A 17850-nucleotide genomic window follows, 5' to 3' on the forward strand; every position below is an offset into this window, starting at 1 on the left:
TGAGTTGTTTGATCGCACATTACATTGTATGTATGTGTCGTTCTAATTTTTGCCCAACTCGCTATTTAATTGTCAAAGACCTTGAAGGTTAAAGCGAACGATCTATAATACAGTGATCGTAAACTTTGTCAACCTTGCTTTGTCTATTTCAGAGAACTTTTCTCGCCGAAGCGAGAGGCACTTTCTATCTAAGAGCAAGCGCCCTGTCAACCACTTTCGTGATCTTTTTTGAAAGACTTGCTGACCACCCTTTCGGGAGGCGCGGCGAGCAATCTAGAAGATTGCGTTCCCGCTGTCAACAGCTTTCTAAAAATTTGTTTTTCAAAATCATCCTGCCGCGTTAAGCGACTTGATGCGGAGTGGAAAGCTAATCAATCACCCCGTGTCTGTCAACATCTTTTTGATTTTTTTTATTTGAAGCTGATTCAAATCGAATCACTCATTTAAAGTTGATCAGATGCCATCAGGCTCTGTGCTATCAACTTAACTACCTCAAATTTTCAATCATCTCAGCACCTTGTTTCCTCAGTGCGGTGTGGGAATCTAAGTGAACCCGCACCCGATGTCAACAACTTTTTAAGATCTTTTTCAGTTCAAATCGAAGCTACTCTTAAACGTCATACCCGTCAGGGCTGTATTCGTTTTAAAACCTCAACTCGTCCTATATTAAATGATCTTAGCACCTTACTTCCGTTTGGCGCGGAGAGAGAACCTATTCGGAACCCCTTCCAGTGTCAACAACTTTTTGATTTTTGTTTTGCTCAAGCTCTATTTATATAGAAGCTTGATTCAAGCGATGCTTTTTAAACTTATTCCAGCTCGTTTGCATCGATTTAAATATCAAAAAGTTCAATGATCACGTTGCCTTACTTTCGTTCAGCGCGGAGACGAAACCTAGTGAATTCATCCCCGAGTGTCAATCACTTTTTAAAACTTTTTTTGAAGCGCTCAACCAATTCGCTTGAAGTACTTCAGCAGGCGGCAGGGACTAATCAAAGTATGCGTTCTGCTCTCTTAAAATTCTAAAAAGTTCAATGATCACTGCGCCTTACTTTCGCTCAGCGCGGAGATGCAACCTAGTGAAACGTCCATCTCCTGTCAACCGTTTTTTTGCTTTAAAACAAAAAAAATCCCAGTCGCCCGCGAGCCAGTTTCTGGCCCTCAACAACCGGGAAGCAGGTTCTATAAAAACTACTCCTCTCCGTCAATACGTTTTTGAATTATTATTGCTATATCTTGAATGGAGATACAACGGAGAAAAACACGCCTTATATTATTAATTCGCAAAAAATTGGAGGAGTGACCACTCCGCATATTGCCTTTATTCTAAATAGGTATACAAACGAATTTCATTAAGGCAACAATACTCCCATTTAATCAACCCTAACAACATTTACGATCATGTTTTTCCTAGACCTCAATTCACAAAGAGCCCATCTGCTTCATGGCTTTAAGACAGGCCTTGCGGCCGTCATTGCCTACACAGCCGCACAACTTATGCATCTTAAATTCGGATACTGGGCTTCCCTGTCTGCTGTCATCGTTATGCAGATAAACGTAGCTGACTCTATCCGCATGTGTCTCTACCGTTTTTCCGGAACAGCTGTCGGAGCAGCAATTGCCATTGCCTGCATTATGATTTTTCCTGAAACTCCATATATGACAGAACTGGCATTATTCCTGTCCATGGGGTTCTGCGCATATATGACCAAATATAATGTCCGTTATAAAATGGCGGCAATCACAGCGTGCATTGTTTTATTAGCCAGTGTGGGAGAACCGGGAAGAGTAAGTTATGGTCTTTTCAGAGTTCTCGAAATTACCCTTGGAGTAACAAGCGCATTCCTAACAAGCGTCCTCATACTTCCATTGAGAGCCAGTGTGGCCTTAAAAGAATCCATACACGAACAATTCAATACCTGCGCAACAATATATGATACCATGATGGAAAGCTTTTTGGAGAAGCAGACCGGGCTTGATCCAGACATGCTTGAGTCCATCAACAGTAAAATTGTCAACAGCCGTGAACTATATATAAAGGTATTAAAGCACGAGAGCTACATATACAATGAAGACACTGAAATGCTCGGGCTTAAAGTCCGTACACTTGAAAAAAGTGTCGCCCATTTAAGAGCCATGCTCTACGCCTTAAACAATGTTAAAGGTCAAGGCTATGACATCATTATGAAAGATGAACTTCACCGAATGTCAAAAGCTATCTCAAACGCCATGAACGCTATCGGCTCCGATGAATTGCCTGACGATCAGGCCCTTTCATGTGCATTAAAGGAAAATCAGGACAAGCTTGCCGCATTACGTGAAGAGGGAGCAACCAGAAGGTTCTATCTTGAAAAGATGATCCAGTTTTTTGCATTTTACCATAGTGCGGAATTCATGTGCAAAGACCTGCTGGCTTATACCCTTGAAAGGAAGGAAGTGCATAAACGCCTTCATGAAGAATAAAAATCAAATTCCAATCAGAGCATTCAGCAAAACATCTGCTTTTGGCTTATCATACTTATGAGTAGATAGGATTTCTCTGACCTTAAGGTCTTTGCCATAATATTCTTCATTCAGCTTGTGCCGTGGTGAAAGAGCTCCACCACTATATGCCATAGCTCCCAGAAATCCACTGCTGCTTGTCAGGGTCAGAACATTTTCCCTGGCACTCAGTGTATCGCGAAAACTGCTTCCGTTCAGCTCGCCCAGAACTAAATCAGCTTTTGCAGAGAGATTGAAAGTTCCATTGTAAACACTTTCCAGACCGGCATCATCAAAAAAGAATACCAGTATAGTACTCCCTGAGAATCCACCCTGTAGACCGACATCAACTCCGCTCAAAGAATAAAAGGCCGGACCGTTCCAGAAACCGGTGACATCCTTTGCACACAAAACACCTGTTCCTGATTTGATTCCAACCATGAACGCAGCCTTGTACTGATCTGGTATTATAAGCAGGCCTTTTGCTTCTGAAAGGAGGTAGTCTATTGTCTGCGGATCACTATCTCTGCGAAATTCAAGAAAAGTGCAGGCACAATCATCTACAATACGCTGACTTTGGAGAGAGCTGTTGCTGAGGCATGGATTACCGGAAATTACTTTGACAGGCTGACACGCAGGCAGAAAAAACAAAGCTGCCCCGACTATCAGCAGGCAGATAATATTCTTTAAAGCAACTGGCAAATAATTTACTGATTTTTTAGGCATATATATGACTATCTCCAATTTTTTACAGCTCTATGGTTATTTCAAAACAAGATAGAGTCTAAAGCCTGTGCCTGCAAATTTCAAATCAGGTTTATCAGAAATAAAACCCGGCTACAGTTTTCACAGTCAGCCGGGCTATCATAAATAATTTATTAGTAGCTCTGAATCATAACCTTTCCTTCCATCATCATAGGAATCCAAAGCTTATCCTCTTTTGAATCGTAATAAAAATCAGCTGGTCCACCTATCTTGCGTCCCAAATTTACGCTTTGAATTTTCCCGGACTTAAGATCAAGGCTGCGGAGCACCCCGCTTCTGGCAAATTTCACCCAGTCGGAGAATAAAAGTTTATCGCCAACAGCAACAATTCCATCATAAAATCCGCCAGAGGAAAAAACCTTTTTATATTCCATACTGGCACCTTTCAAGCACCCCTTTCCAATAAAACCATCAGCTTTTTTACCTGAACCGTATGAGGCAATATATAACGTATGGCTTTTACAATCGTAACTCAGTCCATTAGGACCATTAAGATCAGCAGCGGTCTTAATTTTGGTATATTTTCCAGTATCAGTTACTGCAACCAGATAAATATTACCTACGTCTGTAGCTGATACCGCAATAGTACTTTTATCAATCACAGCTATGCCATTTAAAAAAGATGTTCCTTCGTCTGAAAAGTCGAGATCAAACACCTTCCGCCCGTTTGAAGTGGAATAACCTTTCAGGTGATTAAGGTCCGCGACATACAAAACTCCGTTTAAAGCGGCTATTCCTTTAGGAGCGTCGAGACCTTCGATAAATTTTTCGTCTATCATCAAACCATCTGCCGAAACCCGTGAAATAAAACCGTCACCATCACGGTCCAGCGGTCTAATCTCAGTTCCGACATTTGAAACATAAAAATATGTTCCATCAGAAGTAACGCTTTCAGGGCTTGAAAAGCCTTCAATTATCGACTGCCCCGCAAAGCATGCAGCCGAGTGCAGCATAATGACCAGAACCAATAATACTGTTGAAATCTTATTCATAATTGTCTCCTTTGTGTTGAGGAAACAATTACCCGGACTTATTATTCAACGCTCCTGTTTACAGCTCAATTTCTGCCGATTTCGGTTCAAGTCGAAATTCTTTGGGGCTCATACCGTAAAATTTTCTGAACACAGCACTGAAATGTGACTGGCTGTCATAACCTGATTCATAGGATATCTCTGTTATACTTTTAGCTGAATTACGCAAAAGCTGGGCTGCCCATGAAATTCTTCTTTCACGTATCCATTTTGCCGGAGGCTTACCGAAGATTCTGTTGAATTCTCTTTTGAAGGTTGAAAGGCTTCTGCCGGAAAGCTCGGCCATATCATTGATGCTGATATTTTTATTGAAATATTTTTCTACAACAGCTGAGATATCATCCTCATAACGGCAAAAATGTAAAAAATTCAGAAATTCGGAATTTCTGCTGTCAGCACATATATAATGGAGCAGCTCAAACGATTTAAGTTTTAAAAAATCCTTATCACCGCCAAGAGGTGTTCCAAGTAAGTTAACAACAGAGGTAATAAAGGTGCTGATCTGTTCGCTGACAGCTACTTTAAAGACCGGGAGATTGTTACGCCCCTCTGTGCCTACAGCTGATCTTGAACCGAGGAATTCACTCAGAACAGCGTCTTCAAAAAAGAAAAGCATATTCTGAAACGACCCCCCATTTTCGGGAATCATTTCCGACATCAGATGGCATCCCTTTCTGGTAAAAAAAGCTTCCCCTGCCCTGACCAGCAGATCAGTATCATTGGAGTGAATACATTTTTCACCTTCCAGAATAAAAACCAGAGAATGCTTTGAGACACACATTTCATGTTTGAAATCGGACTGCCGGCGTTGGAACTGAGCCAGAATAACTCCATCCGCAGCTACATTTGGAACTTCAGCAGAATTTATTAAATCTCTTGGTATTGAAAGCATGATAAAAAAAGGGCCGTGAATAACGGCCCATCCTTATTATTAAAAATCAAGATTATTAGGAGTTCTGGGGAAAGGAATAACGTCACGGATATTGGTAACTCCAGTGATCATCATCAGCATCCTTTCGAATCCCATACCGAAACCGGAATGAGGAGCAGTTCCAAAGCGTCTGCTGTCCAGATACCACCAGTACTCTTCCGGATTAAGACCCAGCTCATTAATCCTTCTTTCCAGAACATCCAGCCTTTCTTCACGCTGGCTGCCACCGATAAGTTCACCAATTCTAGGCACCAGAACATCCATCGCGGCGACAGTCTTTCCGCCGTCATTCAAACGCATATAAAAAGGTTTTATTTCGACCGGATAATCATAAACGACAACCGGTTTTTTGAAATGCTCTTCCGCCAGATACCTTTCATGCTCTGTCTGAAGGTCTATTCCATATTCCGGTTTATATTCGAAATCCTTACTCTTCTTGCAGTTCTTTAAAAGCTCTACAGCGTCAGTGTATGGCAGCCGTTCAAAAGGTTCTTTTAAAATATTTTCAAGGGTGGACATCAGCGATTTATCCACAAACTTGGCAAACAATTCAATATCCCCTGCACATTTATCAAGAACATGGGATATCAGAAATTTAATCATCTCTTCGGACAAATCCATGTTGTCATGAAGATCGTAAAAAGCAACCTCAGGTTCGACCATCCAGAATTCTGCGGCATGACGTGGAGTATTTGAATTTTCGGCTCTGAAAGTCGGGCCGAAAGTATATACACCACCAAGAGCCAGAGCCAGCATTTCAGCCGGAAGCTGACCGGAAACTGTCAGGTGTGACTGCTTGCCGAAGAAATCCTTCTCCAGCTGCTCTTCCTTATTTTTTTTAAGATCTTCAAAACCAAGTGAAGTTACCCGGAACATCTCACCGGCACCTTCACAATCGGAACCGGTTATGATCGGAGTATGAACATAACAAAATCCTTTTTCATGGAAAAAGCGGTGTACTGCCCATGAAAGCTCGGAACGAATGCGGAACATTGCTCCATATTTATTGGTACGCGGTCTCAAGTGGGCAATGGTGCGCAAAAATTCATCACTATGGCGCTTCTTTTGCAGAGGAAAAGTTTCAGGATCGGCAAAACCAAGCATTTCCACAGCCTTTCCACGCACTTCCCACTTCTGTCCCTTACCGGGTGACTCGACAAGTTCACCGAGAATACTTACCGAAGCACCAGTTCCGACATTTTCCAGAACAGCTTCAATCTCAGGGGTATGGTCAATTACAACCTGAATATTTTTAAGGCAGGAGCCGTCATTGATCTCAAGAAAAGAAAATCCCTTGCTGTCACGTTTAGTGCGGACCCATCCCTTTATAAGTAGTTCCGGGGTGGCACTTTCAGCATTAAGAGCATCGTACACTCGCGTTCTTTTCATAGCAGCTTTACTCCATTATAGTATTTTAAAAATGTTTATCCGCTGCCGGGTCAAATTTCAACAGGGATAATGACAATTGCTCCATTTTAGATTGCCCCACTTTCCTCCCGGTTGCATCCGGGGTGGGACTAGGATATCTTCCCGTGTTTTCAAAAGAGAAAAAAGGGGATTTCAATGGGATTCTTTACCAATGTAAAAAAACTCTGGAAAAATCCGGAAGAGCGTGCTCAGGAAGCTCTGAAGGATTATCTGGGCGATGAATATCAGGAAGAAGAACAGCCTCTTGAGGCTGACCAAAAAGCAGTTGAAGAGCAAGAGCTTGAAGAAACAGCTTTAAATGATGAGCAGAAAACAGTTTCAGAATCAGCCGAAACAAAAGCTGAAATTCCAGAAGCTGAAATAAAAGAATCTGAGACCGAAGCAGCGCCTCAACAAGCTGAGACAAAAGAAAAAGACACGGCAGAAAAAGAGGCTGAACCAGTAGCTGAACCTGCTGCTGAACCTGCTGTTGTTGAGCCGGAACCTGAAGCTGTGCCTGACGAAGAGCAGCAGACCACTCAGGTTGAGACTGAACAGGAACCGGTAAAAGCAGAACCCGTCCATGAAGAAGAACCTGCTGCTGAAAAAATCAACAAGCAACCTTCTCCTAAAGAAACTACTACAATTATAGATGCTGAAGGGGTCGGCCTGCGTTCCGGTGATGACGACCGTCCACAATGGCAGAAAGACCTGACCATATCCTTACAGCAGGCTGAACCGAGACTTTCTGTATGGCTTGGACTTATTCTGGAAGGAATTGAATCCGCAGGAGATGAGCTTTGGGAACGCATAGCATTCCTACTTGAATCTCTTGAAGCTCCTAAAGCAGAAGCCGACAAATTTGTTTCAGAATTTCGTGAATGGCTGGAGGAGATGGACTATGAATTTGTTGACGAATTCAAGTCGGAACTCCAGTACCGCCTTGCTCTGGCCCTTGAACTTGAGGATGAGGAAGACGAACGCAGCAGACTTTTCATAAAACTTTCCGAAGGTCTCAACAAAACTAAAGAGCAGATCACAAAGCGCATTGACTCCATGCTCACAAGTCACAGCTCTTTTGATGATGCTTTCTGGGAAGAATTTGAAGAGATTCTCATAATGGCAGATGTAGGTTTTGAAGCAACCATGGAACTGGTTGAACGCATGAGGGAACGGGTTCGCAAAAGCGGAGAAACAAATCCCGAGAACTTCAAGAATCTGCTTCGTGACGAGCTGGAAGAAATATTCAAAGCTCCTAAGCGTATTAAAGCATACAATCCGCCTGAAGTTGTCATGATGATCGGCGTAAACGGTGTGGGTAAGACAACAACAATTGCAAAGCTTGCCCACCGCGCAAAACTTCAGGGACGCAAAGTTCTCATCGTTGCCGGTGACACATTCAGAGCTGCGGCTATCGGACAGCTTGAAATATGGGCCAAGCGTGTCGGAGTAGGTTTTTACGCCAAAGAAGAAGGCTCGGACCCTGCCGCGGTAGCTTACGAAGCCATGGATTACGCCGTTAAATATGACTACGACCTCATGTTGCTTGATACCGCCGGTCGTCTGCACACTAAAAGTAATCTGATGGACGAACTCCATAAAATCAGAAAAGTGCTGGGCAAAAAGCATGAAGAAGCCCCACAGCGCAGTGTGTTGGTAATTGACGCGACAACAGGTCAGAACGCACTGTCCCAAACCAAATTATTCAATGAATCTGTTGGGATTGATGAATTGATTCTTACCAAGCTTGATGGAACAGCAAAAGGTGGAATCATTATCTCGGTAACCATGCAGCACAAATTGCCGATAACTTTTATCGGGCTGGGCGAAAAGATGGAAGATCTCAGACCATTTAATGGTGAAGATTTTGCTAAAGCCCTGCTTGGATCAAAAGATGAAGAAGAATAAAATTCGATAATCATTACTAAAAAAATCCCCCGTAATACTAATTACGGGGGATTTTTTTAGTAATTTTTAATTATCAGAGCACCATTGCTGATCAACTTCAAAGTCCCATAGGGGTGTAGCACTGGACTTGAAAGACGGGAACTCAAGATAGCAGTGATGCAGATACATAGTATCTCCCTCACCTTTTCCGTACAGCGGATCACCAATGATCGGATGTCCTTTTGCCGCGAGGTGAACCCTTATCTGATGTCTGGCTCCTTTGGCTATTCGTACTTTCACCAGAGAAGTGTCATCCGAAAAATCTTTCAACGGTCTAACGTAAGAAAATCTCAGTTTATCAGCTGTTTCATTGGTAACTTTAGTTACAGACCGGGAGTCAGTATCAAGCCCGAACCGTATTTCCTCATCATTCTTAAAGCTGCCGGAAACTCTGGCCAGATAATATTTCTTCACAAATCCTGAATTTTCATACTGTCTGAAAGCTTCGGCGGCTTCACTGGTAAACGCAACCATCAGAATTCCTGAAGTCAAAAAATCGAGTCTGTTCACAAGGACTGCCGCCTCTTCAGGAAAAAGAGTGTTGAGCATACTTTCCACAGACTGCTCCAGACTCCCTGTAATTGAGGCACTATGCAGCCCTGAGGGCTTAAAGACAGCGGCGTAGTCATCAGTCCTGTTTAAAACTTTTACTCCGGGAGCAACTAAACCGGGGCACTCATTGACCGGTGAAGCCAAAGTTATTTTCTGTCCTTTATGTACTTTGTAAGCCGGAGTTCTGGGCTTACCATTCAGCAAAGCCTGCCCGGAGGTGATAAGCCGTCTTCTCAGCCTTAAACCGGAGTCAGGCAGCAATGAAGCCAGAGCTTTATCAAACCGTAATCCGTCAGTTCTATCATCAACTATTTTATCTTCGTTCATACTTGTCCTGTATTAATTTTTATACACTTGTCTTCTGCTGAAAATTAAGAACATTTTTTGACTGACAGAGATAAAGAGAATACAACTTTCAATTCAAATGGGACAGTGAAAATCAGTGAAACTCAAAACAGGAAGTCAGTCAAAAAGTGAATATCAGAGGATGTATTTACACCCTTATGGCCGCTACAATGTGGGGGCTTATAGGTCCGATATCTAAATTCCCCATGGAACAGGGTTTATCCCCGATTGAAAACGCCTTCTGGCGAGCAGCTATCGGGTGGATATTTTTCGCAGCCCACGCCTACCGCAAAAGCTCCCTTAAAATAGAAAAAAAAGATTTGCTGCCGGTACTCGTTTTCGGTGTAACTGGCGTCACAATATTCTACGGGGCATATCAACTTGCAGTGCGCGATGTAGGAGCGGCCTTAGCCTCTGTACTGCTATACACTGCTCCGGCATGGGTTGCTCTCATGTCATGGCTGTTTCTCGGTGAAAAAATGGGTTGTTCAAAAGTAATCGCACTCATTATGACAGTTTGCGGAGTGGTCTGTGTTTCCATGGGACCACAGCTTTTTGGAAACGCCACAACCATAAAATTTACATGGTTCGGTATAATCTGCGGCCTTACTTCCGGCTTCACTTATGCTCTTTACTACATCTTCGGCAAGACATTCCTGACCCGTTATTCCACACCGACAGTCTTTCTCTATGCTCTGCCTGTAGGAGCGGTACTGCTGCTGCCTTTTTTTGAATTCCACCACAAGACCTCCGGTTCATGGGCCTGCCTCATAGCTCTCGCCCTGATATGCACTTATGGAGCAAACTCCGTTTATTATGCCGGATTAAAATACCTAGAAGCAACCTCAGCCGCAGTTATCGCCACTTTCGAACCAGTAATTGCCGCAATTCTGGCCTGGCTGTGGTGGCAGGAAAAGTTTGACTGGACAGGATACCTTGGCAGTATGCTGATACTCGGGGCGGTTATGATCATTGTCCGTGCCGGACGGAAACAGGAAAAGACAAAAAAAGAATGTCCCGCTTAGTAAAATTCAGGAGCTTTTAAATGCTTGAACAGGTTAAGGCCTCTGCCGGGTCCGGAAAAACTTATGAACTGACTGCACGCTTTCTGTCTCTGCTGGCAGGTTCCATGGAAGAAGACAGCATACCGGTATGCAAATCAGATCATTCCAAAGGTTACTGCTGGCCGGAGATAATGGCCGTAACCTTCACCAATAAAGCTGCTTCTGAAATGAAAGAGCGCATAATCCGCTCACTCAAAAACCGGGCTCTGAATATTCAGGGTGACGGCTTAGGTGCGGACTGGAAAAGTTCCGAAGCTAAAGCCCAGCTGACAATGATACTGCGCCGTTACAATAAGTTGAATATCCGCACTATCGACAGCCTGCTGAACATGATTGTCAGATTATTTGCTCTGGAATTGAAGATAAGCCCTGAATTCGAAATTCTGTTTGAACCTGAGTCCCTTTTCGATCCTGTTTTCAATAAATTTCTGACAAAATGTGAAGATGGTGATCCGAAAAATATAGACCTCATGGCAAACGCCATCAACGGACTTATCAGGCATGAAGGAGGCAAAGGGTTCTGGCTGGCTGAGAAAATGCGTTTGAGAATGCTTGATATTTTAAAACATGTTTTCGCATACCCGTATGAAAGGCTTACAGACAACTCGCAAATTTTCGAACTGATCACTCCATATTATGATTCTTTCAAGCGCTCACTCAATAATTTTGCAGCAGTAATCGAAACTGACCGTCTGGGGGTTAAGAAACCCTTAATAACTTATCTCAGCTATCTGGAATCGCTCGAACCTCTCCAGCCACCCAAAGGCTCGGCAATGATATGCAAAGATGATTTTTCAGAATGCGTAAAAAAAGCCGACCATGGAAAAATTCTGCCGAAGCACGAACAATTATATTACGACCTTAAGCTCAAGCATGACGAGTATACCGACAAGGCAGAGATTTTATCCGGGGCCTATGCTCTTGCACCATTTGTGCGCATAGTGGAAGAACTCCGAGATGAAATTATCGCATGGCAGCAGGATCATGGGGTCTTATTAAGCTCTCTGCTTCCCAAGCTGGCATCGGCCATGTTGAACAGTGACGGAGCTATGCCTGATGCTTTCTGCAAGATGGGCTCAAGACTGCATCATTTATTAATTGATGAATTTCAGGACACAAGCACAGAACAATGGAGTGCGATTCTTCCTCTTGCCGAAGAATGCCTTTCAAAAAACGGAAGCCTTTTTTATGTGGGAGATGTAAAACAGGCCATTTACGGCTGGCGCGGTGGTGAAGCGGAACTTTTTGACAGTATCGGCTATAGCCCCGAACTGAACGGGATAAGCCAGACAAAATCAAGTATGCTTGAATTCAACTGGAGAAGTCTTGAAAAAATAGTTGAATTCAATAACTCTTTTTTTGAAACTCTGGCAGACCCGGATATCACAGAAGAAATATCCGAACAGGTCTACCCTAACGCCCCTTACGAATTCCGCTCTGAGCTGGCCGAAAAAATAAGTGCCTATTTTGAAAACCCGGCACAATCACTTCCAGAGAATCTGAAACGTGACGGCGGATATGTTCTTTTCCAGAAAGTACCTTCTGAAAACGCCGCAGAAATTTTAGAAGAAACACAAACAGTATTTTCGGATATTGTAGATGAAATTAGCAGCCGCAGAGATTACCGGGATATCTGTGTTCTGGTGCGCTCAAATACACACGCACAAATTGTCTGCGACTGGCTGATCAATAAAAACATTCCGGTCATCACTGAAAACAGTCTCCAGCTGGACCGCCATATTCTTGTCCGCCAACTGACATCCTTTCTAAAATTTCTGGATTATCCGCAGGACGATCTTGCCTTTCTGGAATTCATCTCCGGTAAGGAAATTTTTCAGGAAATTTCAGGAATTGATTCAAACAAAATTATTTCATGGCTGGCGCAACGCCAAAAAGGGCTTCTTTACAGGAGATTCGCTGAAGATTTTCCTGAAGTATGGGAAAAACATTTTTCTCCATTTATACGAAAATCAGGCCTGATGACTCCATACGATATTGTGAGTGAGCTTATTTCCAGATTTAAAATTCTGGAAAGGAGACCGCAGGATGAACTCTACCTCCGCAGATTTCTGGAAGTAATTCACCTGTGTGAAGAAAAGACTGGTACCTCACTAGCCTCTTTTCTGGAATTCTGGGACTCTTCGTCAGCAGAGGAAAAAGTTCCGCTTCCTGAAAACGTCAATGCGGTACGGATTATGACCATTCACAAATCCAAGGGACTGGAATTTCCAGTTGTTATTGTCCCATTTCATCACTGGTCACTGCCCAGAGCAGATAAAACTTTTTATGACGCTGAAATAGATGGGCATAATATCCTCACATTAATGGGCAGTTATCTTGGAGAGCCATATTACGAAAACCGGACCTCCATGATAACTGAACAACTGAATCTGTTATATGTTGCATGGACCAGGGCCGGTGAAGAATTGTACGGATTTCTGCCGGATAAAATTCCTTCAAGAACAATATGCCCGGTACTGAATGTTATAAACTCGATTATCGGAGAAAAATTTAATGACGAAGGTTTATTTAGTTTCGGAACAAAACCCGGTGGAGATTTAAAACAGCAGGGAGAAATAACCAGTAAACATCCAGCTGCCATTGTTAATCATAATGATTCAGAAGAATTAATGTCGTGGCTGCCGCGACTTAGAGTCTACAGGCATAATCTTGAAGATTATTCTTTTGATGCAAAAATGCGTGGAGAACTCACCCATAAGGCAATGGAACTGCTTATTCCGGGAACGGATGATGAGGCCGCAGTGGAAAAAGCTGCTTTATCAGCTATCGGCCTGTATCCTCTTGCAGAGGAGATGAAGGATACTCTGCTACAGGAAATTAAAGAGTCATGCCTTTGGGCATTATCTATCCCGGATATCCGTAAAGCCGTAATTTCAGGCAGACCGGAATCAGCAATAATGGATCAAAAAGGCAATGTGCACCGGGCTGACCTGCTATACATGACCGCTGAGGAAGCTCTGGTAATAGAATACAAGACAGGAAATCCATCGCCTGAGCACCATACTCAGGTTAAAAGGTATATTTCGCTACTATCCCAAATGCCCTCACACCCTGAGCTTATAAGAGGTCTGATTGTCTATCTTGACGGTAAAAATACCACGGAGGTGCTTCTCTAATGAATAACCTTCCGATCACTATTATTTCATGGAAAAATAATTTTATCCCGGAACTCGGGAAACTTATTATCGAAGAAACCAGTGGAGAACTCTCAAATACAGTCATCATCCTGCCGCACAACAGACCGGCAAGATATCTGCGCAAATTTTTTGCAGAGACAGATCTTCTCCCCAAGCCGTGTATTCTCCCGGAAATTATTTCATTCACCGACTTCCTCAATACAATATTGCAACGCATGAACAGTCAGTTGCCATACAATGCCGGCAAGCTTGATCAGGTCGGAATGTTATTCGGGATAATAGAAAAGTTAAGAGAAAGCAGCTCCGGTATTATCAAGCTGCTGCCATTTGAAAGGCTCAACTTTTTCCCTTGGGGTATAAGACTATCATCACTGCTGGAAGAACTGCTGCGGCAGGGAATTAAGCCGGACAATCTGGACATGCTTCGCGGAGAGGTTCTGGACTGGGCGGCAGCACTTCTTGAAGAGCTTGGAACTATTTATGATGAATATGTATCCGAACTTGAAAGCCGCGGCTGGACAACTCCGGGAATGGACTGCCTGAAACTGTCTGAAAATCTGGAGCAGACAGAATCCATTTTAAAGGGACGCAATCTATATCTTGCCGGGTTCTACGCTTTAAGCGGAATAGAGGAAATGTTCTTCAAATTCCTCTGGCAGAACTGCGGCCTGAAGATAGTATGGCATAGTGATCCAGCCCTTGCTTACGGTAAAAAAGGTCATTTTGCCGTTTCAGAACATCGCCGCTGGATAGACAACTGGGGTGCTGAAGTTGATTGCAGTCAGGATGATACCGATAGCTGTAAACTTCCTGAACTTAAATTTTATGAAGGTTTCGACCGCCATTCACAGCTCTCAGAGCTGGAAAAAGAGCTTCTCAACACCGAGCATAAAGACAGTGGAATAGTGCTGCCGGATACCGGGCTGCTGCTTCCGGTCATGCATCATCTGCCGGAACTGGATGTCAACATAAGTATGGGATATCCACTTGAGCGTTCCGCACTTAACGGTCTTCTCGAAGCAATATTAAAACTTCAGGAAAATCGCAGCGACAATAAATTTTTCTGGAAAGATATAACCTCAGTAATCAGACATCCTTATCTCAAAATGCTGGATCTTGATGGAGAACAGCCACTAAGAACTGTCTTTCACCAATGGGAAGCGGTCATGCGCGAGGGAACTCCGTATACATCTTTATTCGACTTCAGCCCTGTTTACAGTGACGGCAACGAACTTCTGGTTGCTGATCCTGAAAAAACCGAGGAGTTGCGGCGGGAAGTTGTACATGCCTGTATTGAAAATTTTACAGAAATTACAACTCTGGCAGGTTTGGCTGAAAGCCTGCAGGAACTGGCAGAAATGCTCAGAAAGAGAGGTGGAACTCTCTGGCAGAGATACCTGCTGGACTCTGAATGCCTGTTCCGCCTTATGAATGAAGTAATCCCTGAATTAAAGCAAAGCTCCATAAGCCATGATATTTTTGACCAGAATCTTGTTTTTTCAATTTTCCGTCAGCTGATATCCATGCAGAGAGTTTCTTTTGAGCCTGATCCCATATCCGGTATGCAGATACTCGGAATGCTTGAAAGCCGCCTGTTAAGCTTTGAGCGTACTTATATTCTCGATGCCGTTGATGAAAAGTTACCGGGAACCGACCCTAACGATCCTCTTCTTCCGGACAACCTGCGTTTTCTTCTTGATCTTCCTGATTCAAGGGAGCGGGAAAGCGTTGCGGCATACAATTTTTACAGCCTGATTATGGGCAGCAGAGAAACTCACATATTCTACCAGTGCGGAGTTCAGCCGGGGCTACTCGACGGGCGAAGCATGCGCAGCCGCTTTATTGAACAATTGATATGGGAACTTGAAAAAGAATCAGGAGCAATAATCAAACCCACTGACAATTTTCCTCTTAAAGCTATCAGCTTTCCTGTCAGCCCAATTCATTCTTCCCCGGAAGACATTGACAAAGAACCAGCCTATGAAAAACTACAGGACCGGCTGAAAAATAAAGGACTCTCCCCGTCAGCAATTGATACCTATATAGCTTGTCCGAAACTGTTTTATTACCGCTACCTTTCAGGCGTTAAGGAACCGGCAACGGTAAATACTGACGGTGACCGCGCCGGATTTGGAGAACTGATTCATAATGTTCTAAAGGATACGCTACTTCCGTTTGCAGGTAGAGAACTTAATCCCGGAGAAATTGCCCCTGAGCAGGTTGGTGATCTGTTCCTTGAACGGCTCAAAATAGACAGCCTTTATTTAAATCTTCCTTACGATGCCAAAAAAGCTCTTGAACAGGCAGGCAGACACAGGCTTGAAAAATATATATCATCCATTCCACGCACTAGAATTGAAGCCATAGAACAGGATTCCGCCTTTAAAATTGATATCCTGAATCAGGAAATACTTATTCAGGGCAGGATAGACCGTGTAGATTTTAGAAATGATCACCGTATCATTATTGATTATAAAACAGGCGGCCTGAAAAAACCCGGCCCGTCTTTCTGGGAAAATGATGATATATGGGAAACAGTTGATAACGGTGAAATAAATTCCTGTCCCGAGGATTTCCTTGAGAAACTATATAACTCAGCCTCCAGCTTACAGCTTCCGCTCTACCTGAGCATGGATCACTTTTCTTCAGGAGTTATCCCTTATGATGCAGTTCTGGTGGAGCTTGTGGAGTCAGGAATTGAAAAAAGTCTCTTTGACAAAAAGATGCCGGAAGAAGACCGGGACACTATAATTACAAAAAAAATTCCGGCACTTACAGAATATATTCTCAAACATATTATCGAAAGCCCTACTTTTACGGCAATTAAATCCAGACAATGCGACTGGTGCTGCTACAAAGAGGCATGCGGAGCCTAAAATGAAAGCTACGCCTAAAGCTGAAATTGTTATCTGTGGAGCCGGTATCATCGGACTGACAATAGCTCGTGCGCTTTTATCCAACGGTCATAAAAATATCATTGTAATCGACAAAGAGCAGAACATTGCCAGCCATGCCTCCGGCCGCAACAGTGGAGTTCTGCATGCCGGCATATACTATGCTCCCGGAAGTCTGCGTGCAAAATCATGCCTTTCAGGAAATTTTCAAATGAAAGAATTCTGCCGGGAAAAGGGTATCCCTGTCCGCCAGAATGGAAAAGTAATCGTTGCCCGTGAGAAATCTGAACTTGAGACTTTGCATGAACTATATGCAAGAGCTTCGGAGAACGGTGCTAAAGTTGAGATTATTGATGAAAAACGACTGGCAGAAATAGAACCGAATGCGAAAACCTGCGGCGAGGCTCTTTTCTCCCACTATACCGCAGTGGTAGACCCAAAGCTGGTTATGCAGGCTTTATACGCAGAGCTGGAGGCAGATAAGAACATTGATATACAACTGGGCAATGCCTTTATAAATGCGGACCCGGTGACGAATACAATCGTGACAGAGCGTGGTGATATTAAATGCGATCTTTTTATAAATGCCTCAGGGGCATACAGTGATAAAGTCGCCAGATGGTTCGGATTCAGCCAGAAATATAAATTAATACCTTTCAAAGGAATTTATAAGAAGTTAAAAAAAGGTAAGGAACATCTGGTCAACGGAAGTATATATCCCGTTCCCAACATTAAAAATCCTTTTCTGGGAATTCATTTCACCAAGGGAGCCAGCGGTGATGTTTATTTGGGACCTACGGCTATACCAGCTTTTGGTAGAGAAAATTACGGATTGCTGAGTGGCATGGATTTAGGCATGCCATCCATCCTGTTTCAGGATATGGTTCTATTCTTTAAAAATGAAAAATTTCGCCGTATAGCGCTTGATGAACCTAAAAAGTATTTTTTCAGCCATTTTTATTCCGATGCCCGAAGACTTGTTAAAAAGATTGATCCTTCCGATATCGAAAATTCTCCTAAAGTCGGTATCCGTCCTCAACTTATCAATTGTGAAAACAATTCACTAATGATGGATTTTGTGGTTGAGAATGATAAAAAAAGCATTCATATATTGAATTCTATTTCACCGGCTTTCACTGGTTCAATGTTTTTTGCGGATATGGTTGTCAAAAATTATATAGATTAACCTCTTATGTTTGCTTGCTACAACATCAGTTATACACTTTATAAAACAAACTATGTTTACAATTTTACGTTGATTTGAAGTTCTACAAT

General features: G+C 43.0%; 11 protein-coding genes. 6 read left to right on the forward strand and 5 right to left on the reverse strand.

Annotated features, from left to right (window positions below; translation table 11 throughout):
* Positions 1–1401 precede the first annotated feature (1401 nt).
* Positions 1402–2463, forward strand: a complete 1062-nt coding sequence (locus tag G496_RS0109260; RefSeq protein WP_027179039.1) for an FUSC family protein — start codon at positions 1402–1404, stop codon at positions 2461–2463.
* Between the two features lie 3 nt (positions 2464–2466).
* On the opposite strand, the gene G496_RS0109265 is transcribed toward G496_RS0109260, so the two are convergent.
* The 4 genes from G496_RS0109265 to asnS all read right to left on the reverse strand — a co-directional run bounded on the left by G496_RS0109265 (position 2467) and on the right by asnS (position 6597).
* Positions 2467–3207, reverse strand: coding sequence for a lipid-binding SYLF domain-containing protein (locus tag G496_RS0109265; RefSeq protein ID WP_051294949.1), 741 nt, complete (start codon positions 3205–3207; stop codon positions 2467–2469).
* Between the two features lie 152 nt (positions 3208–3359).
* Positions 3360–4238, reverse strand: a complete 879-nt coding sequence (locus G496_RS0109270) for a YncE family protein (RefSeq protein WP_027179041.1) — start codon at positions 4236–4238, stop codon at positions 3360–3362.
* Between the two features lie 58 nt (positions 4239–4296).
* Positions 4297–5169, reverse strand: coding sequence for a helix-turn-helix transcriptional regulator (locus G496_RS0109275; RefSeq protein ID WP_027179042.1), 873 nt, complete (start codon positions 5167–5169; stop codon positions 4297–4299).
* 39 nt (positions 5170–5208) lie between these two features.
* On the reverse strand, positions 5209–6597 hold the full coding sequence (asnS, locus tag G496_RS0109280; protein ID WP_027179043.1) for an asparagine--tRNA ligase: 1389 nt from the start codon (positions 6595–6597) through the stop codon (positions 5209–5211).
* A 174-nt stretch (positions 6598–6771) separates the two neighbouring features.
* Here asnS and ftsY point away from each other — a divergent pair, with 174 nt between their 5' ends.
* Complete coding sequence (ftsY, locus tag G496_RS0109285; protein WP_027179044.1) at positions 6772–8523, forward strand: signal recognition particle-docking protein FtsY; 1752 nt, start codon at positions 6772–6774, stop codon at positions 8521–8523.
* A gap of 66 nt (positions 8524–8589) precedes the next feature.
* Here ftsY and G496_RS19300 read toward each other — a convergent pair whose 3' ends face one another.
* Entirely contained in the window at positions 8590–9441 is an 852-nt protein-coding gene (locus G496_RS19300) for an RluA family pseudouridine synthase (protein WP_051294950.1), read from the reverse strand.
* Between the two features lie 146 nt (positions 9442–9587).
* Between G496_RS19300 and G496_RS0109295 the strand changes: the two genes are divergently transcribed.
* The 4 genes from G496_RS0109295 to lhgO are packed head-to-tail and all read left to right on the forward strand — an operon-like array spanning position 9588 to position 17761.
* Positions 9588–10484 carry a DMT family transporter gene (locus G496_RS0109295; protein ID WP_027179045.1) on the forward strand — a complete coding sequence of 299 codons (897 nt, stop codon included), beginning with the start codon at positions 9588–9590 and terminating at the stop codon, positions 10482–10484.
* Positions 10485–10504: 20 nt separating this feature from the next.
* Positions 10505–13660 (forward strand): UvrD-helicase domain-containing protein, encoded by a 3156-nt coding sequence (locus G496_RS0109300; protein ID WP_027179046.1) that lies wholly within the window; start codon positions 10505–10507, stop codon positions 13658–13660.
* Complete coding sequence (locus G496_RS0109305; RefSeq protein WP_027179047.1) at positions 13660–16557, forward strand: PD-(D/E)XK nuclease family protein; 2898 nt, start codon at positions 13660–13662, stop codon at positions 16555–16557. Before G496_RS0109300 ends, G496_RS0109305 begins: the two co-directional genes overlap by 1 nt.
* Position 16558: 1 nt before the next feature.
* Entirely contained in the window at positions 16559–17761 is a 1203-nt protein-coding gene (lhgO, locus tag G496_RS0109310) for an L-2-hydroxyglutarate oxidase (RefSeq protein ID WP_027179048.1), read from the forward strand.
* The last annotated feature ends 89 nt before the right edge of the window (positions 17762–17850 follow it).

The sequence above is a fragment of the Maridesulfovibrio bastinii DSM 16055 genome (assembly GCF_000429985.1).
GTDB lineage: Bacteria > Desulfobacterota > Desulfovibrionia > Desulfovibrionales > Desulfovibrionaceae > Maridesulfovibrio > Maridesulfovibrio bastinii.